The sequence below is a fragment of the Acidovorax sp. PRC11 genome (genome assembly GCF_031844105.1).
GTDB lineage: Bacteria > Pseudomonadota > Gammaproteobacteria > Burkholderiales > Burkholderiaceae_C > Paracidovorax.
On the sequence record NZ_JAUZUQ010000012.1, the window covers coordinates 27,543 to 45,756 of the forward strand.

Annotated in this window: 16 protein-coding genes; 6 read left to right on the forward strand and 10 right to left on the reverse strand. The window is 70.1% G+C overall.

Features of this window, described 5'->3' with window-relative positions:
- Positions 1-42 precede the first annotated feature (42 nt).
- Both Q9R47_RS14750 and Q9R47_RS14755 read left to right on the forward strand, forming a co-directional pair.
- A complete protein-coding gene (locus Q9R47_RS14750; RefSeq protein WP_311233954.1) occupies positions 43-831 on the forward strand; it encodes an alpha/beta fold hydrolase in 789 nt (262 codons plus the stop codon).
- Positions 831-2,144, forward strand: a complete 1,314-nt coding sequence (locus Q9R47_RS14755; RefSeq protein WP_311233955.1) for a M14 family zinc carboxypeptidase — start codon at positions 831-833, stop codon at positions 2,142-2,144. Before Q9R47_RS14750 ends, Q9R47_RS14755 begins: the two co-directional genes overlap by 1 nt.
- A 12-nt stretch (positions 2,145-2,156) precedes the next feature.
- Here the strand turns inward: Q9R47_RS14755 and Q9R47_RS14760 are convergent, their stop codons facing one another.
- Both Q9R47_RS14760 and Q9R47_RS14765 read right to left on the reverse strand, forming a co-directional pair.
- Positions 2,157-2,729 carry an NAD(P)H-dependent oxidoreductase gene (locus Q9R47_RS14760; RefSeq protein ID WP_311233956.1) on the reverse strand — a complete coding sequence of 191 codons (573 nt, stop codon included), beginning with the start codon at positions 2,727-2,729 and terminating at the stop codon, positions 2,157-2,159.
- A 35-nt stretch (positions 2,730-2,764) separates the two neighbouring features.
- The gene (locus Q9R47_RS14765; protein WP_311233957.1) at positions 2,765-4,099 is read right to left on the reverse strand and encodes a D-amino acid dehydrogenase; all 1,335 of its coding nucleotides are present in this window, start codon (positions 4,097-4,099) and stop codon (positions 2,765-2,767) included.
- 89 nt (positions 4,100-4,188) lie between these two features.
- Here Q9R47_RS14765 and Q9R47_RS14770 point away from each other — a divergent pair, with 89 nt between their 5' ends.
- Positions 4,189-5,106, forward strand: coding sequence for a LysR family transcriptional regulator ArgP (locus Q9R47_RS14770; protein ID WP_311233958.1), 918 nt, complete (start codon positions 4,189-4,191; stop codon positions 5,104-5,106).
- A 56-nt stretch (positions 5,107-5,162) separates the two neighbouring features.
- A complete protein-coding gene (locus tag Q9R47_RS14775) occupies positions 5,163-5,789 on the forward strand; it encodes a TetR/AcrR family transcriptional regulator (RefSeq protein ID WP_311233959.1) in 627 nt (208 codons plus the stop codon).
- Between the two features lie 152 nt (positions 5,790-5,941).
- Here Q9R47_RS14775 and Q9R47_RS14780 read toward each other — a convergent pair whose 3' ends face one another.
- The 3 genes from Q9R47_RS14780 to Q9R47_RS14790 form a co-directional block, all read right to left on the reverse strand.
- Complete coding sequence (locus tag Q9R47_RS14780; RefSeq protein ID WP_311233960.1) at positions 5,942-6,367, reverse strand: universal stress protein; 426 nt, start codon at positions 6,365-6,367, stop codon at positions 5,942-5,944.
- A gap of 135 nt (positions 6,368-6,502) precedes the next feature.
- Positions 6,503-7,354, reverse strand: a complete 852-nt coding sequence (locus tag Q9R47_RS14785; RefSeq protein WP_311233961.1) for a metallophosphoesterase — start codon at positions 7,352-7,354, stop codon at positions 6,503-6,505.
- Entirely contained in the window at positions 7,351-8,352 is a 1,002-nt protein-coding gene (locus tag Q9R47_RS14790; RefSeq protein ID WP_013592683.1) for a LysR family transcriptional regulator, read from the reverse strand. The genes Q9R47_RS14785 and Q9R47_RS14790 overlap by 4 nt, the downstream gene beginning before the upstream one ends.
- Before the next feature lie 126 nt (positions 8,353-8,478).
- On the opposite strand from Q9R47_RS14790, the gene Q9R47_RS14795 reads away from it, so the two are divergent.
- Positions 8,479-8,910, forward strand: a complete 432-nt coding sequence (locus Q9R47_RS14795) for a hypothetical protein (RefSeq protein ID WP_311233962.1) — start codon at positions 8,479-8,481, stop codon at positions 8,908-8,910.
- 197 nt (positions 8,911-9,107) lie between these two features.
- Here Q9R47_RS14795 and Q9R47_RS14800 read toward each other — a convergent pair whose 3' ends face one another.
- The 5 genes from Q9R47_RS14800 to Q9R47_RS14820 all read right to left on the reverse strand — a co-directional run bounded on the left by Q9R47_RS14800 (position 9,108) and on the right by Q9R47_RS14820 (position 15,234).
- A complete protein-coding gene (locus Q9R47_RS14800; RefSeq protein WP_311233963.1) occupies positions 9,108-10,973 on the reverse strand; it encodes a phosphoenolpyruvate carboxykinase (GTP) in 1,866 nt (621 codons plus the stop codon).
- 266 nt (positions 10,974-11,239) lie between these two features.
- Positions 11,240-11,947, reverse strand: coding sequence for a 7-cyano-7-deazaguanine synthase QueC (gene queC, locus Q9R47_RS14805; RefSeq protein ID WP_311233964.1), 708 nt, complete (start codon positions 11,945-11,947; stop codon positions 11,240-11,242).
- Between the two features lie 92 nt (positions 11,948-12,039).
- Positions 12,040-12,192, reverse strand: coding sequence for a hypothetical protein (locus Q9R47_RS14810; protein WP_013592688.1), 153 nt, complete (start codon positions 12,190-12,192; stop codon positions 12,040-12,042).
- Between the two features lie 129 nt (positions 12,193-12,321).
- A complete protein-coding gene (locus tag Q9R47_RS14815; RefSeq protein ID WP_311233965.1) occupies positions 12,322-13,926 on the reverse strand; it encodes a glucan biosynthesis protein D in 1,605 nt (534 codons plus the stop codon).
- A 108-nt stretch (positions 13,927-14,034) separates the two neighbouring features.
- Positions 14,035-15,234, reverse strand: a complete 1,200-nt coding sequence (locus Q9R47_RS14820) for a threonine ammonia-lyase (protein ID WP_311233966.1) — start codon at positions 15,232-15,234, stop codon at positions 14,035-14,037.
- A gap of 289 nt (positions 15,235-15,523) precedes the next feature.
- Here Q9R47_RS14820 and Q9R47_RS14825 point away from each other — a divergent pair, with 289 nt between their 5' ends.
- The gene (locus Q9R47_RS14825; RefSeq protein ID WP_311233967.1) at positions 15,524-18,184 is read left to right on the forward strand and encodes a Calx-beta domain-containing protein; all 2,661 of its coding nucleotides are present in this window, start codon (positions 15,524-15,526) and stop codon (positions 18,182-18,184) included.
- Positions 18,185-18,214: the final 30 nt, after the last annotated feature.

Here is an 18,214-nt window from a genome sequence, read left to right on the forward strand (position 1 = left end):
CGCGTGCCCCCACCGGCCGCGTTGCCGTTCCCCTTTCCCTCCATGGCTTTGCTTCCCACCTTCTCCACCCTCGGCGCCGGTTCCACCGTGCTCATGCTGCACGACGCGGACGGCGGCCACCTGACTTTCGCTCCCCAGGTCGAGACCCTCGCGGGCGCCGGCTACCGCGCCATCGCCTGGGACATGCCCGGCTACGGCCACAGCGCGCCCATCGAGCCCTATGGCTTCAAGGGGCTGGCGCAGAGCTGCATCGCGCTGCTCGACGCCCTGCAGTGCACGGAAGGCGCCACGCTCGTCGGCCACGGCCTGGGCGCGATGCTGGCCGTGGAAGTGGCTGCCCGGGCGCCGCGCCGCGTGGGCCGTCTCGTGCTCTGCGCGGGCGGCCCGGCGCTGGATGCCGAAGGCCTGCGGACCTGGGTGGAGCCGCGCGTCGCCGCGCTGGACGCGGGCCAGTCGATGGAGCGGCTGGCCGAAGTGCTGGTGCCGCGCCAGACCGGCACCGGGGCCCTGCCCGAAGGCGTGCGCCTCGCACGCCACGCCATGGGCGAGGTGCATCCCTCCACCTTCCGCCGCGCGCTGGAGCTGCTGCCCGCGTTCGCGCGCGATGCGTCCCACCTCGCGCACCTGTCGATGCCCACGCTGCTCGTGAGCGGCGCACAGGACCGCTGCATGCCGCCCGAGGCGCTGCAGGCCCTGGCGCACGTGCTGCCCGATGCGCGCCACCTGAGCCTGCCCCACGTCGGGCACTGGCCGCAGCTCGAAGACCCGGACGGTTTCGACGGCGCGCTGCTCGACTTCCTGGGCTCCCGCGCTCCGCGGACGGTCCACTGATGGCGCCGCCGGACACCGGAACCCCGGGCGCTCCCGGGGCGACCGCTTCCCTCCGCCGCGCCGGCCCGCTGTGGCTGCTGCCGCCCGTGGCCGTGCTGGCGCTCGGCCTGCTGGGCGCTTCCGTCTGGGAGCCGCGCGCCTTCCAGGACGGCGCCCGGCCGGGCGCGGGCACCGCGTCGGACGCCGTGGTCGCCGTCGGCAGGGGCCACCTGGGGTCGGGCGACGCGGGCGCCGGCTACCACTCGGTGGTGGTGCTCGGCGCGCCCGCCGAGCGCTCCGACGCGGTGGCCGCGCCTGCCGCTGCCGACATGCCCCGGGCGCCGTCCGCGTCCGGATCCGCTCCGGCGCGCGGGGCAAAGCCGCCGATCGCCATGGCGCGTGGTGACGGCACGCAGGGCCCGGCCGATGCGGGCACCGGGAACGGTGGCATGGCGGCTGCGGCTGCCCAGGCCCCCGTGCCCGTGCCATCCCCCGGCGCGCCGGAATCGAAGGCCGCCTGCCAGCTGCTGCTGCCGCGCCTGCCCACGGTGGACAGGGCCCTGTGCGAATCCACGCGCCTCGCCGAGAGCGGCGCGCACTCCCGCAAGGGCCTGCCCCTCTACTGGCGCGACGTGTTCCCGGCGCCCGCACCGGCGGGCCGGGCGGGGGCTTCCGCAACGCCGCCGCCGCTGCGCGTGCTCGTCGTGGGTGCCATCCATGGCGACGAGCCCACCTCCGCCTCGCTCGCGATGCGCTGGATCGGCTTCGCCGCCCAGCCGGAGCGGGCCCTGCGGCAGCCCGTGCACTGGCGCTTCATCCCGGCGCTCAACCCCGACGGCATGCTGGCGCGCCCGGCGACGCGCGTGAATGCCCGGGGCGTGGACTTGAACCGCAACTTCCCCACGCCGAACTGGGAGCGCGATGCGCCCATCTACTGGCAAAAGCGCACGCACCGCGACCCGCGCCGCTGGCCGGGCCCCACGCCGCTGTCGGAGCCTGAATCGCGCTTCCTGCACGAGCAGATGGAGGGCTTCCGGCCCGACCTGGTGGTGAGCATCCACGCGCCCTACGGCGTGCTCGACTACGACGGGCCCCTGCCGCCGCCCAGCCGCCTGGGCCAGCTGCGGCTCGACCAGCTCGGCATCTTCCCCGGCTCGCTCGGCCACTACGGCAGCGTGCGCCAGGGCATGCCCGTGGTCACCATCGAGCTGCAGCACGAACTGCGCATGCCCGACGACAGCCAGGTGCGCCAGATGTGGGTGGATCTGCTCAGGTGGATGGACACCCACCTCGCCACGGCCGACACGCCGCCCGCCGGTACCGCCGTCCGCTAGGGCGGACGCGCGTCAGGGCAGGGGCGCAGCCAGGAAGCCCGCGGCCTCCCGCACGGCCGCCGCATCCGCCTGCACCGCACCCGGCGGCCCGCCCTTGCCCCAGAGCGCGCCGCGGAAGCGCATGCCCAGGAACCGCGCGCACAGTTCCACCGAATCGATCATCGGCTGGGCCTTGGCGCGGTCGCCGCTGGTCGTGACCAGGCTCAGCGCCTTGCCGGCCATGCGCTCCTTGAACTCCAGGCCCGGCACGCGCATCCAGGCGCTCCAGTGGTCCAGGTAGGTCTTGAGCGGCGAGGGGATGCTGAACCAGTACACCGGCGACACGAACACGATCTCGGAGGCCGCGAGCGTGGCGTCCAGCAGCGTGCGCAGGTCGCCCTCCGGTGCGGGATAGCTGCCCGCGGTGTGGCGCAGGTCCACGAACGGCGGCAGATCGAGGCGGGCGAGGTGCAGCCAGCTCTGGAGGGCGGGGGCGGGCAGTGCGGCCGCGGCCTGCCGGGCCAGCCATTCGGTGTTGCCGACGTGGCCCGGCTCGCGGGTGGAGGCGTTCAGGAAGAGGAGATGGGGCGAGGACGAGGACGGCATGCGCGCGATGGTAGCGCCGCGGGCCGGTACGTGCGTCAGGCGGCGACCGGGGTGGCGCTGGCCCGCAGCCCCTCGGTGCCGAAGCCCAGGAACCCGAAATCCATCGCCGGCCGCTCGCCGGTCAGCAGCTCGGCCATCGCCTTGCCGGAGCCCGCGCCGTGCGTCCAGCCCAGCGTGCCGTGCCCGGCGTTCACCCAGAGCCGGCCCACGCGGGTGCGGCCGATGAACGGAATGTTGGTCGGCGTGGCGGGGCGCAGGCCCGTCCAGTACTGCGGGTCGCCGCCTTCCTCGGGCGTGCGCGTGTCGCACACGCCGGGCAGGATCTCGGCGATGCGGCGCGAGAGCATGTGGCAGCGCGCGCGGGCCACGGGGCTGTCCAGCGAGAGGTCGTAGCCGCCCAGCTCGATCGTGCCCGCCACGCGCAGATAGTTGCCCAGCCGGCTCATCGCGATCTTCTTGCCGTCGTCGATCGTGGAGACCATCGGCGCGCCCTCGGGCTTCAGCAGCGGGAAGGTGGCGCTGTAGCCCTTGCCGGGGTAGATGGGCAGGTCCACGCCCACCGTGCGCAGCAGCGGCGCCGTGTACGAGCCGCAGGCCGCCACGAAGGCGTCGGCGCGCAGCTCCTGCACGGCCGCGCCGGGCTCGCGGGAGCGCACGGCCACGGAATCGATCGCGTCGCCCGTGCGCTGCAGCCGCAGCACGTCGTGCCCGAACAGGAACTGCGCGCCCCGCTCGGCGCAGCGGCGCGCCAGCGCCTGGGTGAATACGCGGGCGTCGCCGCTCTCGTCGGTGCTGGTGTAGGTGCCGCCGGTGATGCGGTCGCCGTAGGCGCGGAAGGCCGGCTCGATCTGCAGCAGCTCGTCGCGGCTCACCAGGCGGCGCTGCACGCCGTACTGGCGCATCAGTTCCACGGCGTGGCCGGCCGCGTCGAAGGATTTCTGGTCGGTGTAGAAATGCGCGATGCCGCGTTCGAGCCGGTGGTATTCGATCCCGGTGGAGCGCACCAGGTCCTTCAGCGCGGCATGGCTGTAGGCGCCCAGCGCCACGATCTGCTGCACGTTGCGGGCGAAGGCGGCGTCGTTGCACTGCGCGAGGAATTTCAGGCTCCAGCGCCACTGCTCCCAGTCCATGCGCGGGCGGAACAGCAGCGGCGCTTCCTTGTCCATCATCCACTTGAGCGCCTTCCAGGGCGCCTCGCGGTTCGCCCAGGGCTCGCAGTAGCTCACGGAGATCTGCGCCGCATTGGCATAGCTCGTCTCCAGCGACGCATCGGGCTGGCGGTCGACGACGATGACGTCATGGCCGCGCTCCAGCAGGTGCCACGCGGTGCTGATGCCGATGATGCCGGCTCCGAGGACGATGGTTTTCATAGCTGCGCAGTGTGCGGCGGAGCCCGTTATTTTTGAAGAGGAATTAAACTTCCTCCAAATTCATCAGTTCACCTAATGAAGCGAACGCCATGAGCACCTTCGATCCCGCCGCCCTGGAATGCCTGGCCGCCATCGTGGAAGAGGGGGGCTTCGAGCGCGCCGCCCAGCGCCTGAACGTTACCCAGTCGGCCGTCTCGCAGCGCCTGCGTGCGCTGGAGGCCCAGGTGGGCTCGGTGCTGATCGTGCGCAGCCGGCCGCTCAAGCCCACGAGCGCGGGCCAGCTGCTGCTCAAGCACACCAAGCAGCTGCGCCTGCTGCGCGCCGACCTGGAACGCGACCTGCAGGACCTCGCGCCCAGCGCGCCCGGCGGCGCCCGCGAGGACGAGCGCATCGCCATCGCCATCAATGCCGACAGCATCGCCACCTGGGCCCTCGACGCGCTGCACGACCTCGCCCGCCAGCGCCTGCCGATCGAGATCATCGCGGACGACCAGGATTTCACCCAGGAGTGGCTGCGCTCGGGCCAGGTGCTGGGCTGCGTGACCACGCTCAGGCAGCCGATGCGCGGCTGCAAGGTGGTGCCGCTGGGGGCCATGCGCTACGTGGCGGTGGCCTCGCCCGGCCTGGCGGCGCGGCACCTGCCGCAGGGGCTCACGCCGCACAACTTCCGCGACGTGCCCTTCCTGTCGTTCAACCGCAAGGACGACATGCAGTCGGAATTCATCATGCGCGCCTTCGGCCTCAAGCGGGTGGCGCTGCACCACCTGTTCGTGCCCAGTTCCGAAGGCCAGGTGCGCGCCGTCGTCGCCGGATGGGGCGCGGGCGTGGTGCCCGAGCTGCTCGCGCGCCCGGCGCTCGCCAGCGGGGCGCTCGTGGACCTCGCCCCGGGCCACGCGCTGCCGATCCAGCTCTATTGGCACTGCTGGAATCTGGAATCCGAAGTGCTCGACGCGCTGACCGAGGCGCTCACGGCCGCCGCGGCCCGCACGCTCGCCACCGATCCATGACGCAGGCAGCCCTTACGCTACTGTCGAGTTAGCGACGGAGGCCCTAAGATGCGCGCATGAACACGCCCGCTCCGCCCCGCCGCTCCTTCAAGGCACAGATGCACGAGGCCCGCGCCCAGGCGATCGTGGCGGCCGCAGGCCGGCTGCTGGGCGAGAAGGGCTTCGAGGCCATGACGCTCGAAGAGGTCGCCGCCGAGGTGGGCGTGGCCAAGGCGAGCCTCTACAAGCATTTCGCCGGCAAGGAAGAACTGTGCGCCACCGCCATGGCCCAGGCCGTGGGCCGGCTCGGCGCCTTCCTCGACGGACTGCCCGCCGATCTGCCGGCGTTCGAATGCCTGCGCGAGCTGCTGCGCTGGCTGCTGTCCCAGCAGCTCACCGACGAACTGCCGCTGATGCTCGCCCGCAATTCGGGCCTGCGGGGCCCGCTCAAGGACTGCGCGGCCTACCAGGCAGCGCTGCAGGAAGTGAGCGCGCGCGCCACGGAATGGATCGCCGCGGCCCAGCGCGAGGGCCGGCTGAGCGAGGCGCTGCCGTGCGAGGTGATCCTCTATTCGCTCTACGCCCGCAGCGCCGATCCGCTGCTCTCCATGCTGCGGGAGCGGGGCGGGTACACCGACGGGCAGATCGTGGACTGGGCGGTGCAGGCGTGCTTCGATGGCCTGAAAAGCAGGTCGACCCCCTGAGCGGCTGCGCCGCTTCCCCCTGCTCTCGCGCTGGCGCGCGGGAAGGGGGACGACGCCGGTGGCCGGGCCAGGCCCGTTCCACGGCGTCCGCCGGCATGGCCTGCTCCGCGGCCTTTTGATCGGTCGGCGCCCTGCCTGTCCAAGGGCCTGGCTCAGCGCACCAGCAGCACCGGCACCCGGCTGCTGGCCAGCACCTGGGTGCTGACCGAGCCCATGACGAGCTGGCCCAGCGCGCCGTGGCCGTGGGAGCCCATCACCAGCAGGTCGAACTTGCCCGCATCGGCCGCCTTGGCGATGGTCTCGCCGACCGGGCCGATCTTCACGATGCGCTTGGGCGTGATGCCGTGGCGCGCGAGGAACTTGGCGACCGGGCCGATGACCTTCTCGGCTTCGTCGGCGTAGTACTTCTCGACCACTTCCTTGCCCAGGGCGGCGCGGGCCCGCGGGGGCAGCGGCGACTGCACGGTGATCGCAGTCACGTCGTGCGTGCCGCCGGCGAGCAGTTCGTCGTGCGTGGCGAGGTAGGCCAGCATTTTCTTGGTATAGGCGCTGCCGTCGACGGCCAGGAGGATCTTCATGGTAGAGACGCTTTCACAAAGGGATGGAGGGAGACTAAAGCGCGCCTGTGCCTGTTGTCTTGACCTGGGTCATCTTTGTGCTGCCGTGCGCGTGCGGACCGGGACGGGCATGGGTGCATGCGGCCCCGGCGCCCATCATACGGTGATGGTGAAATGCGGCCGGAAGGTCTCCTGCTCGCCCTTGCCCGCATAGCCGAGCGGGTTGGCGACCACGCGGCAGGCCCAGGCGCTGCCGTCCGCGCGGGTGTCCTGCGCGGTGTAGTCGCTGGGCGCATGCAGGTGGCCGTGCATCCATACCTGCGCATGGGGCAGCAGGTCGTCGAGCGCATTGCAGAAGCCCGCGGTGCCGGGCACCAGGCCGTAGCGCGGGTCGGCGCTGCGCAGGCTGGGGGCGAAGTGGGTGACCGCTACCGTGGGGCCGTCGAAAGGCGTCTGCAAGGCCGCACGCAGCCAATCCTGGCAGCGCAGGGCTTCTTCGCGCATGGGCTCGGCCAGGAAGGGCTCGCCACCGCGCGTGCCGCCGGTCTTGCGCAGGTAGAAGTTCGCCGCGCGGAAGGCCTTGTCGCGGTGGCGCAGCAGCCGGGCCATGTCGGCGCCCTGGTCGCTCTTGTCCAGGGCGAGCGCATCGAAGTCGCTCCAGAGCGTGGTGCCCACGAAGCGCACGTCCTGCAGCACCGCCGTCTCGCGGTCGAGCCACTGCAGGCCCAGCCGGTCGCAGGTGGCCCGCAGCCGCTCGCGCCCCGCATCGAAATCCTGCATGTCGTACTCGTGGTTGCCGGGCACGAACAGCACCGGCACGGGCCAGCCCGCATGCTGCGGCAACGGCGAGAAGCGTGCCAGCCCGAAATCGTCGTCGGCGAGGCGCGAGCCGCTCTGGTAGGAGCCGATGTCCCCCGCGAGCACGAGCAGGTCGGCATCCGGGGCGGGGCTCGGCTGGAACGCGGGATGGGCCTCCAGGTGCAGGTCGGACAGCAGTTGGATCTTCATGGGCCCGGATTGTCCGGTGCGGGCGGCGGCGCGGCTGCCGGAGGGCGCGCCGTGGTGTGCAGGGCCGAGCGCGCCATGGCGCCGCGCAGCCAGCGGTGGGCTGCGTCGTGGCCCTTGTTGCGGTGCCAGAGCGCATCGACGTGCACCGTGGGCAGCGGCATCGGCAGCGCCCGCCAGACGAGCTCGCCGCCCAGGCTCGCCACCCCCACGAAGTGGCGCGGCAGCACCGTGAGCAGGTCGGTGGTGGCCACCACGCGGCCCGCGGTGAAGAACTGGTTCACGGTGAGCACGATGCGGCGCTCGCGGCCGAGGGCGGTGAGCGCCTCGTCGATGAAACCGTAGGGCTTGCCCGAGAAGCTCACGAGCAGATGGCGCGCCGCGCAGTACTGGTCCAGCGTCAGCGGCTCGGCCGCCAGCGGATGGTCCTGGCGCATCACGCAGACGTATTCGCCATCGTAGAGCCGCAGGCTTTCATAGGCGACCACGCTGTCGGTCTGGGCGCGTGCCGTGAGGTCGGCCATCACCGCGGGGAAGTAGCCCACGGCCATGTCGGTCGAGCCGTCGTCCAGCAGGCCGCGCGGGTCGCGCGTGGTGAGCGGCACCACGCGCAGCGACACGCCGGGCGCCTCGCGCTCCACGATTTCCACCAGCGGCGGGATCAGCGTGGCGCCCGTGGCGTCGGCCAGCGCGAGCACGAAGGTGGAATTGGCCGAGGCCGGATCGAACGCGCCCGGTGCCAGCGATTGCTGCAACTGGGCCAGCGCCTGCCGCACGGGCGGCCAGAGGGCGAGCGCGCGCGGCGTCGGCTCCACGCCCTGGCCGCTGCGCACCACGAGGTCGTCGCCCAACACCTCGCGCAGCCGGCGCAGGGCATTGCTGACCGCCGGCTGGGTGATCGCGAGCTTGGCGGCCGCGCGCGTGAGGTTGCGCTCGGCCATGATTTCATCGAACACCCGCAGCAGGTTCAGGTCGAGCGAGCGGAAATTGATCGGCGCCATCGTCGAATCATCACAGATATGAATGTCTGGGATTCAAAATATAAAGTGGAAGAACCCTGGGGTAAACCCTAAGATACCTGCATTCGCCCGGCAACTTCGCCACAAGCGACCGAAAGGGAACACATCATGACCAGCTTCGTCCACATCGACTACCGTACCGAACACCCTGGCGTGGCCCGTGCCGAACAGGCCGCCGCCACCCTGAAGAGCGCCTTCGACGGCGCGCGCGGCGCCTCCTCCCTGCTGCTGGCCGCCGTCGTGGCCGCCGTGCTGGTGGTCGCCAACCAGATCATCGACACCTGGAGCGAAGGCCACACCCTCACCGCCTGGATGGTGCTCTGGCTGATCGCCTTCGCCGCCCTGGCCCTGCTGGCCGGCCCCGTGCGCCGTGGCGCCGCCATGCTGCGTGCCGGCTTCCACGCCTGGACGGAAGCCCGCCGCCGCGACGCCGAGGACGAGCAGACTTGGAACGCCGCCCTCTACGACGCCCGCATCATGGCCGACCTGAGCCGCGCCATGAACGGCATCGCCGTGGACAACATCCGCCGCTACTACTGATCCGATTCCATCAGGTCCCGGGCCATGCGCCCGGACCGGCCGGGCGGGGCCACGAACCCCGAACTCTTCCGGCACTTTCCAGGGCACCGCAAGGTGCCCTTTTTCGTGGGCGCGTGAAAGAAAAGCCCCGGCCATGGGCATGGTGCGGGGCTTTCTTCAAAAGGGCGTCCGCCGGTGCGGACGCGTCCGTGCGCCGATCAGGCCGCCGCGAGGCGCTTTTCCAGCGCGGCCTTGGTCTGGAGCATCTGCTCCGGCAGGCGGTGGGCCAGCTGCTCGAAGTGCGTGTCGTGCAGCTTCAGCTCGTCCGCCCAGGCGGCCTGGTCGATGCGGGTCACGGTGTCGAACTGCTCGCCCGAGAAGTCCAGGCCCGTCCAGTTGATCTCGCCGTACTGCGGCGCCACGCCGAAGGCGGTCTCGCGGCCGGTGGCGCGGCCTTCGATGCGGTCGATCATCCACTTCAGCACGCGCATGTTCTCGCCGTAGCCGGGCCAGACGAACTTGCCGGCCTCGTCCTTGCGGAACCAGTTGGTCGTGTAGATGCGCGGCAGCGTGGCGCCCGAGGCAGCGATCTTCTCGCCCAGGTTCAGCCAATGCTGGAAGTAGTCGCTCATGTTGTAGCCCATGAAGGGCAGCATGGCGAACGGGTCGCGGCGCACCACGCCCTGCGCGCCGAAGGCGGCGGCGGTGGTCTCGGAGCCCATCGTGGCGGCCATGTAGACGCCTTCCTGCCAGTCGCGGGCCTCGGTCACCAGCGGCACGGTGGTGGAGCGGCGGCCGCCGAAGATGAAGGCGTCGATCTTCACGCCCTTCGGATCGTCCCAGGCCGGGTCCAGCGCCGGGTTGTTGGTGGCGGCCACGGTGAAGCGGGCGTTCGGGTGGGCGGCCTTGGCGCCGGTCTCGCGGGCGATCTGGGGCGTCCAGTCCTTGCCCTGCCAGTCGATCAGGTGGTCCGGCAGGCTGCCGGTGTCCTTTTCCATGCCTTCCCACCACACGTCGCCGTCATCGGTCAGCGCGACGTTCGTGAAGATCACGTCCTTGTCGAGGCTGGCCATGCAGTTGGGGTTGGTGTGGTAGTTGGTGCCGGGGGCCACGCCGAAGTAGCCGGCCTCGGGGTTGATGGCGCGCAGCGAGCCGTCGGCCTGGGGCTTGATCCAGGCGATGTCGTCGCCGATGGTGGTGACCTTCCAGCCCTCGAAGGCCTTCGGCGGCACCAGCATCGAGAAATTGGTCTTGCCGCAGGCGCTCGGGAAGGCGGCGGCCACGTGGTACTTCTTGCCCTCGGGGTTGGAGACGCCCAGGATCAGCATGTGCTCGGCGAGCCAGCCCTGGTCGCGGCCCATGGTGGAGGCGATGCGCAGCGCGAAGCACTTCTTGCCCAGCAGCGCGTTGCCGCCGTAGCCGGAGCCGTACGACCAGATCTCGCGCGTCTCGGGGTAGTGCACGATGTACTTGGTCTTGTTGCAGGGCCAGGACACGTCCTGCTGGCCGGCCTGCAGCGGCGCGCCCACGGTGTGCACGCAGGGCACGAAGTCGCCTTCCACGCCCAGCACGTCGTACACGGCCTTGCCCATGCGGGTCATGATCTTCATGTTGACGGCCACGTAGGGGCTGTCGGAGAGCTCGATGCCGACGTGGGCGATGGGCGAGCCCAGCGGGCCCATGCTGAACGGCACGACGTACATCGTGCGGCCGGCCATGCAGCCGTCGAAAAGGGGCTGCAGCGTGCTGCGCATCTCGGCCGGGGCCATCCAGTTGTTGGTCGGGCCGGCGTCTTCCTTCTTCTCGCAGCAGATGTAGGTGCGGTCTTCCACGCGGGCCACGTCCGACGGGTCGGACCAGGCCAGGTAGCTGCCGGGGCGCTTGGCGGGGTTGAGCTTCTTGAAGGTGCCGGCGTCCACCAGCTGCTGGCAGAGGCGGTCGTACTCTTCCTGCGAGCCGTCGCACCAGTGGATTTTGGCGGGCTTGCAGAGGGCGGCCATGTCGGCCACCCAGGCGAGCAGGCGGGCGTTCTTGACGTATGCGGGGGCCTGGAGGTCGAGGCCTTGCATGGTGGGTGCGTTCATCGCGGGCTTCCTGAAGTTGAAAAACGGTTTTTCAAAGGAAGCGGCCGGGATGCGGCAGTGCCGCGCTGGCTCCTGAGCGCTGTCTTTGAAAAAACGTCTTGCGGCTCAGTCGGCGGGCGGGTGAACGGCGCAGGGCAGGCGGTTCGCCAGGGGCGTTTGCGTCATCCGCAGGTCGGCTGGGATGACGATTTTATGAACCCACCCCTTTCCTGTCTGTCAGACAGGGGGGAAATCCATGCAAAAGATGCATGGGGTTATGCGCGCATTCAGGCGGGTTTCACTGCGGTCCAGCGTTCGAAGCCGGCTCGGCGCAGCGCGCAGGCCGGGCATTCGCCGCAGCCGTGGCCCCAGGCGTGCAGGGCGCCGCGCTCGCCGTGGTAGCAGGTGTGGGTGTCCTCGACGATCAGCCGCACGAAGTCGTCGCCGCCGAGCTGCCGGGCCATTTCCCAGGTCGCCGCCTTGTCGATCCACATGAGCGGGGTGTCGATCGTGAACCGCTGGCCCATGCCGAGCGACAGCGCCACCTGCAGCGCCTTGAGCGTGTCGTCGCGGCAGTCCGGGTAGCCGGAGAAGTCCGTCTCGCACATGCCGCCCACCAGCGTGTGCAGGCCGCGCCGGTAGCCCACGGCCGCGGCCAGCTGGAAGAACAGCAGGTTGCGGCCGGGCACGAAGGTGTTGGGCAGGCCGGCCTCGGTCATCTGGATGGCGGTGTCGCGGGTGAGCGCCGTGTCGCTGATCTGTCCGAGCACGGCGAGGTCGACCATGTGGTCCTCGCCCAGCCGGTCGCGCCACTGCGGAAAGCGCTCGCGCAGCGCGGCCAGCACTTCGGTGCGGGCGGCCAGTTCCACGTGGTGGCGCTGGCCGTAGTCGAAGCCGATGGTCTCCACGCGCTCGAAGCGTTCGAGTGCCCAGGCCAGGCAGGTGGTGGAGTCCTGGCCACCGGAGAAGAGGACGAGGGCGTGGCCGGCTCGCATGGGATGGGTCCTTGAAGGGAAAGAAAAGGGGAGGGGGAAATGAAAAAAGCCCCGCATGCGCGGGGCCGTGACCGCCGAAGCGTGCCGGGGCGTCAGGCCATGTAGATGGCGATGAACGCCAGCAGCAGCATCAGGATGCCGCCCGCGATGGGCAGCACGATGGGCATGTAGGGCACCACGGCCTCCACGCCGTCGGGCGCGTGCTGCTCGCCGGCGTGCGGTGTGGTGGTGGTGTCGTGGGCCATGGCAGGTTCCTCGGTTCGGGGTTGCGGAGGGGTCGGACCATTCTAGCCACAGCCCCGCCGCGCCCGGTCCGCGGTTTCCTCGGTACAAACCTCAGTATTCGCGGCCGGCCTTGCGCCCCAGGGCTGCCTTCAGTAAGGCTTGCGGTCTGCCGGGGCGGGCGGCACCCACTGGTACAGCCACGTCTCGGTGAGCGGTGCGCCGTTCTCGCCGCGCAGGAACATGCGGATGGTGATCGGGTCGGTGCGGTCGTCGTCGGGCTTGATGTCGAACATCGCGCGCCAGCCCTGGATCGCGTCCTGCGGCCGGGCGGAGGTGATCTCGATGGTGCCGCGGCTCGCGGTGATCACGGGCTCCACCTTGGCATTGCGGCCCAGGGCCACGAGGTTCTCGCCCGCGAAGTCGACCGCGAAGCGCCACGAGAAGTATTTGCGCGGCTGGCCGACCACGCCGCCGAGCCCCGTCCAGGTGGCCACGCAGCGCGCGAGCTGCGACTGCGCGGGCGGGTGCGCGCCCCAGAACAGGCGGTAGCCGATGAGCAGCTCCTCGCCGGCCTGCGGCTTGCGGTCGGGGTTCCAGAACGCGACGATGTTGTCGAAGGTCTCGTCGACGGTGGGGATCTCCACCAGCTGCACCGATCCCGCGCCCCAGTCGGACTTGGGCTCCACCCAGAGCGAGGGGCGGCGCTCGTAGAAGACGCCGTCGTCCTGGTAATGGTCGAAGTTGCGGTCGCGCTGCACGAGGCCGAAGCCGCGCGGGCTCTGGTCCGCGAAGGCGTTGAACTGCAGCGTCGGCGGATTGGTGAGCGGGCGCCACACCCATTCGCCGTTGCCGCGCCACATCTGCAGCCCGTCGGAGTCGTGGATCTCCGGGCGCCAGTCGTTGGCCATGCGGCGGTCGTTCTCGCCGTGCTGGAACATGCTGGTGCAGGGCGCGATGCCCAGTCGCTCGATGGGCTTGCGCGGGTAGAGCGCGGCGTCGATGTCCATCACCTGCGTGTCGCCCGGTGTGATCGCGAAGCGGTAGGCGCCGGCCACGCTCGGCGAATCGAGCAGCGCCAGCACCACGACGGTGTTGGAACCCGGCAGGGGGCGCTCCAGGTAGAAGGCGGTGAAGTCGGGGAATTCCTCCGGTCGCTGCATGCCGGTGTCGATCGCCAGGCCGCGGGCCGAGAGGCCGTACTGCCATTCGCCGCCCACCGCGCGGAAGTAGCTCGCGCCCAGGAAGGCGGCCACGTCGCGCACCGGATCGGTGTGGAAATTGAGGCGGAAGCCCGCGAAGCCCAGGCTCGGCGGCAGGTCGCCGGCTTTCAGGCCGCTCTTGCCGTAGTTGAACATTTCCGGGTCGTACGCCAGTTCCTGCGCCTTGCCGCCCGAGAGTTCGTACATGCGCACCGGCTTCTTGAAGAACAGGCCCAGGTGGAAGAACTTGGCCTGGAAGCGCAGGTTCTCGTCGGCCCAGAGGGCGTGGTCGCCGCGGAACTGGATCGACTGGTACTGGTCCCAGTCGAGCTGGGAGACGGACGGCGGAATAGTGTCCTTGGGCGGCTCGTAGGCCTTGGCGGCGAGGGCCCGGGCCTGGCCCTTGAGCGCCGCGAAATCGAAGGGCTGGGCCTCGCCCAGGGGCTTGAGGGCGGCGAAGGCCTGGGTCCAGTTCAGGCCCAGCCCACCTGCGGTGGCCAGCGCGGCGCCGCTGCCGAGGGAGCGGAGGAAATGGCGTCGTTGGGGTTTCTGCATGGGGCAGCAGTGTGCCGAAAACGGCGCGGCCGCGATGCAACGCCCTGTGACTCAGCAGGCAATAGCCGCAAAACCCGTCCGCGTCCTACAGCAGCGCTGGCCCGCGGCTCACAGCAGGTCGGCTTCCATCGACGCGGCACGCAGGTGCGCCAGCACCTGCTGCACGTGCTCGCGGCCGCGGGTCTGCAGCACCAGTTCGATCTCCACGTTCTGCGCGGCCAGCATGGTGAAGGCGCGCTGGTGGTGCACCTCCTCGATGTTGGCGCCGGCCTCGGCCACCGTGGCGGTGATGCGCGCGAGCACGCCCGGGATGTCGCGCGCGCTCACCTTGACGCGCGCCAGGCGGCCGGAACGCACCATGCCGCGCTCGATGATCGCCGCCAGCAGCAGCGGATCGATGTTGCCGCCGCACAGCACCAGGCCCACCCGCTTGCCGCGGAAGCGCTCCGGATGCCGCAGCAGCGCGGCCAGCCCCGCGGCGCCCGCACCCTCGACCAGCGTTTTCTCGATCTCCAGCAGCATCAGCACGGCCTGCTCGATGTCGCCCTCGTCCACCAGCAGCAGGTCGTCCACCAGCCGCTCGATCACCTCGCGGGTGATCCGGCCGGGCGTGCCCACGGCGATACCCTCGGCAATCGTGGAGGTGCCCTGGGGGTGCTGCGTGCCCTTGACGGCGTTCACCATGGCCGGGAAGCGCGAGGTCTGCACGCCGATGATCTCGATGCCGGGCTTGAGCGCCTTGGCGGCGGTGGCGATGCCGGCGATCAGGCCGCCCCCGCCCACGGCGATGGCCAGGCAGTCCAGGTCGGGCACCGCCTGCAGCATCTCCAGGCCCACCGTGCCCTGGCCCGCGGCCACGGCCTCGTCGTCGTAGGGATGCACGAAGGTGAGCCCGCGTTCCTCGGCCAGCGCATAGGCGTGCGCGCGGGCTTCTTCCAGCGTGTCGCCGTGCAGCACGACCTCGGCGCCGAAGCCGCGCGTGCGCTCCACTTTCACGCCGGGCGTGAAGCGCGGCATCACGATCACGGCCGCGAGGCCCAGGCGCTGCGCATGGTAGGCCACGCCCTGGGCATGGTTGCCGGCGCTCATGGCGATCACGCCGCGCCGCTGCTCCTCGGGGGAGAGCTGGCTCAGCTTGTTGCAGGCGCCGCGCTCCTTGAAGGAGGCGGTGAACTGCAGGTTCTCGAATTTGAGGAACACCTGCGCGCCCACGATCTGCGAGAGCGTGCGCGATTCGACGCAGGGGGTGTCGAGCACCTGGCCCTGGAGGCGGGCGGCGGCGGCCTGGATGTCGGGGAGGGTCAGCATGGGCGCCATTGTCGCGCGTGGGAAACAAGCTGCTCCATGCGGGTCACGCACACCGCTGCCGATCATGCAGATCGCGCCCGCCACAGGCTCCGTTCATCGGGCTATCCTTTTTTCTCCAGCTACACGATCCCCCCATGGTCTGGTTGTGGGGAGATTGCGAATTCCATTCACACCGTCGTATTTCTGAGAAATTACGCACGGTTCATGATTGAACCGATGGCGTAGCCATGTCGCCGGCGTCAAAGTGAAGGGCTTGCGTCTGTAGAAGACGTTGGAGGGAGAGAGAAAAATGACCGCAAACAAGTTTCTGTGGGGCAGGGCGAGTCTGGCCCTGCGCTGGTTCCTGGCGCTATGCCTGCTGGTGACGGCGTCTCTCGCCCTTGCGCAGGAGGGGCCAGGGCAGCCAGCGTGTCCGACGCCGAAGACCGCTACCGTGAGCTCAGGCGGCTCCTTCACTTTCGACGTCTCCACCTGCGACGGATCGTTGTCCAACACCGGCATGACCGACGGCCAGCAACCCTCGCACGGCAGCTACTCCCTGACCGGCCAGCTCGACGCCGCCGGTACCGAACGGGTGACCTATACCAACAACGGGGACGGCGCGACGTCGGACTCGTTCTACCTGCTCGACGAGTACAACAACCAGATCGTCTTCAACATTACCATCAATCCCTCGCGCACCGCCAGCATCTCGGTCTCGCCGTCCAGCACCAATGAGGACAGCGGCACGGCCTTGGTCTACACGGTGACGCTGAGCCAGACCAACAGTTCGCCGACCACCGTGAACCTGACCCGCAGCGGCACGGCCACCAGCGGGACCGACTACACCGGCGCGGTCAGCAGCCTCGTGGTACCGGCCAATGCCTCTTCGGCCAGCTTCAGCATCACCCCGGGCGCCGACACGACGGTGGAACCCGATGAGACGGCGATCTTCAGCATCGCCAGCGGCACGGACTATTCCGTCGGCAGCCCGTCCAGCGCCACCGCCACCATCGTCAACGACGACTTCCCCGTCGCCAGCATCACGGTCTCGCCGGCCGGCGTGAACGAGGACGGCGCCCCCAATCTCATCTACACCGTCGCCCTGGACCAGCCGTCGACGTCGGCGCTCTCGATCGGCTTCAGCTTGGGCGGGACCGCCACCAACGGCACTGACTACGCCACGATCAATTCGCCGCTGGTGATCGCAGCTGGCCAGTCCAGCGGGACCATCACTGTCAACCCCACGCCTGACGGTACCGTCGAACCCGACGAGACCGTGGTGATCAGCCTCAATGCAGGCAGCGGCTATACGGTGGGCTCGCCGAACAGCGCCACCGGCACCATCCTCAACGACGACTTCCCGGCGCTGTCGATCAACGACGTGTCGCTGAACGAGGGCAATGCCGGCACCACCAGTTTCACCTTCACCGTCTCGCTCAGCCAGCCGGCCGGCTCCGGCGGGGTCAGCTTCGACATCGCCACCGCCAACGGCACCGCCATCGCGGGCACGGATTACGTCGCGTCCAGCTTGGCCGGGCAGACCATCGCGGCCGGCAGCAGCAGCGCCACCTTCACCGTGCAGGTCGTCGGCGACACGCTCAACGAGCCCAACGAGACCTTCTTCGTCAACGTCACCAATGTGAACGGCGCCACGGTCGCCGATGGGCAAGGCCAGGGCACGATCATCAACGACGACGCAGTGCCAGCGCTGTCGGTCGGCGATGCCAGCGCCACTGAAGGCAACAGCGGCACTGCCACAATGACGTTCACGGTCAGCCTCGGCGCCGCCAGCGGCCAGACCGTCACGGTCAACTACGCGACCGCCGACGGCACCGCCAACGCCGGCAGCGACTATGTCGCCCGGTCGGGCACGCTGACCTTCCCGCCCGGCACCACCACGCAGAGCGTGGCGGTGACCGTCAACGGCGACACCACGGTCGAGCCGGACGAGATCTTCACCCTGAACCTGTCCGGAGCCACCAACGCGAGCATCGCCCGCGCCGCGGCCACCGGCACCATCCTCAACGACGATGCGGTGGTCACGGTTTCGCCTGCCTCGCTGCCGGCGGCCACCGCCGGCACGGGCTACAGCCAGACCCTGAACGCCAGCGGCGGTACCGCGCCCTATACCTTCGCGATCACCGCCGGCGCGTTGCCGGCGGGGCTGACCCTGAATCCGTCCGGCATCCTGTCCGGCACACCGACCGCCAGCGGCAGCTTCAATTTCACCGTGTCTGCCACCGACAGTGGCATTCCCACCGCCGGCAACCGCGCCTACACCCTGACCGTGGCGTCGCCGACGCTGACATTGCCGGCAAAGACCCTGCCCGATGGCACCGCCGGCCAAGCCTATAGCACGTCGATCACCCCGGCCAGCGGCGGTATTGCGCCCTATACCTATGCGGTGAGCGCAGGCGCGTTGCCGGCGGGCATCAGCCTCGACAGCGCGACCGGCGCGCTCAGCGGCACGCCCACCGCCCCCGGCAACTTCAGCTTCACCGTGGCCGCCACCGACAGCACCAGCGGAACGCCTGGTCAGGTCAGCCGCAGCTTCACGCTGGCGATCGTCGCGTCGACGTTAACCATCACTCCGTCCAACCTGCCCGGTGGGACTGCCGGCAGCGCCTACAGCCAGACGCTGACCACCACTGGCGGCACCGCGCCATACACCTACAGCATCACCGCAGGCACCTTGCCGGCCGGGTTGAGCCTGAGTGCGGCCGGCGTGCTGTCCGGTACGCCGACCCAGGCGGGCAGTTTTGCTTTCACCGCAACGGTCACCGACAGCGCCGCGGGTGTGGCTGGCCAAGGAAGCCGCAGCTACGTACTGGAACTCGCTGCGGCGCCCGTCCTGGCCCCGGTTGCCATTCCGGGGTTGACCGAAGGAGGTGTACTGCTCCTGACGGTGTTGCTGGGCGCGGCGGCCTGGCTGGGCCGGAGCCGGCGCGAGGAGCCGCCCCGCCGTTGATGCGCCGGGCGACGGCGTTCCGGGCCGGCG

Excerpts from the sequence above, each read along its gene's own strand:
- Q9R47_RS14750 (WP_311233954.1), top strand. The coding sequence starts at position 43 with ATGGCTTTGCTTCCCACCTTCTCCACCCTCGGCGCCGGTTCCACCGTG.
- Q9R47_RS14755 (WP_311233955.1), top strand. The coding sequence starts at position 831 with ATGGCGCCGCCGGACACCGGAACCCCGGGCGCTCCCGGGGCGACCGCT.
- Q9R47_RS14760 (WP_311233956.1), bottom strand. The coding sequence starts at position 2,729 with ATGCCGTCCTCGTCCTCGCCCCATCTCCTCTTCCTGAACGCCTCCACC.
- Q9R47_RS14765 (WP_311233957.1), bottom strand. The coding sequence starts at position 4,099 with ATGAAAACCATCGTCCTCGGAGCCGGCATCATCGGCATCAGCACCGCG.
- Q9R47_RS14770 (WP_311233958.1), top strand. The coding sequence starts at position 4,189 with ATGAGCACCTTCGATCCCGCCGCCCTGGAATGCCTGGCCGCCATCGTG.
- Q9R47_RS14775 (WP_311233959.1), top strand. The coding sequence starts at position 5,163 with ATGAACACGCCCGCTCCGCCCCGCCGCTCCTTCAAGGCACAGATGCAC.
- Q9R47_RS14780 (WP_311233960.1), bottom strand. The coding sequence starts at position 6,367 with ATGAAGATCCTCCTGGCCGTCGACGGCAGCGCCTATACCAAGAAAATG.
- Q9R47_RS14785 (WP_311233961.1), bottom strand. The coding sequence starts at position 7,354 with ATGAAGATCCAACTGCTGTCCGACCTGCACCTGGAGGCCCATCCCGCG.
- Q9R47_RS14790 (WP_013592683.1), bottom strand. The coding sequence starts at position 8,352 with ATGGCGCCGATCAATTTCCGCTCGCTCGACCTGAACCTGCTGCGGGTG.
- Q9R47_RS14795 (WP_311233962.1), top strand. The coding sequence starts at position 8,479 with ATGACCAGCTTCGTCCACATCGACTACCGTACCGAACACCCTGGCGTG.
- Q9R47_RS14800 (WP_311233963.1), bottom strand. The coding sequence starts at position 10,973 with ATGAACGCACCCACCATGCAAGGCCTCGACCTCCAGGCCCCCGCATAC.
- queC (WP_311233964.1), bottom strand. The coding sequence starts at position 11,947 with ATGCGAGCCGGCCACGCCCTCGTCCTCTTCTCCGGTGGCCAGGACTCC.
- Q9R47_RS14810 (WP_013592688.1), bottom strand. The coding sequence starts at position 12,192 with ATGGCCCACGACACCACCACCACACCGCACGCCGGCGAGCAGCACGCG.
- Q9R47_RS14815 (WP_311233965.1), bottom strand. The coding sequence starts at position 13,926 with ATGCAGAAACCCCAACGACGCCATTTCCTCCGCTCCCTCGGCAGCGGC.
- Q9R47_RS14820 (WP_311233966.1), bottom strand. The coding sequence starts at position 15,234 with ATGCTGACCCTCCCCGACATCCAGGCCGCCGCCGCCCGCCTCCAGGGC.
- Q9R47_RS14825 (WP_311233967.1), top strand. The coding sequence starts at position 15,524 with ATGACCGCAAACAAGTTTCTGTGGGGCAGGGCGAGTCTGGCCCTGCGC.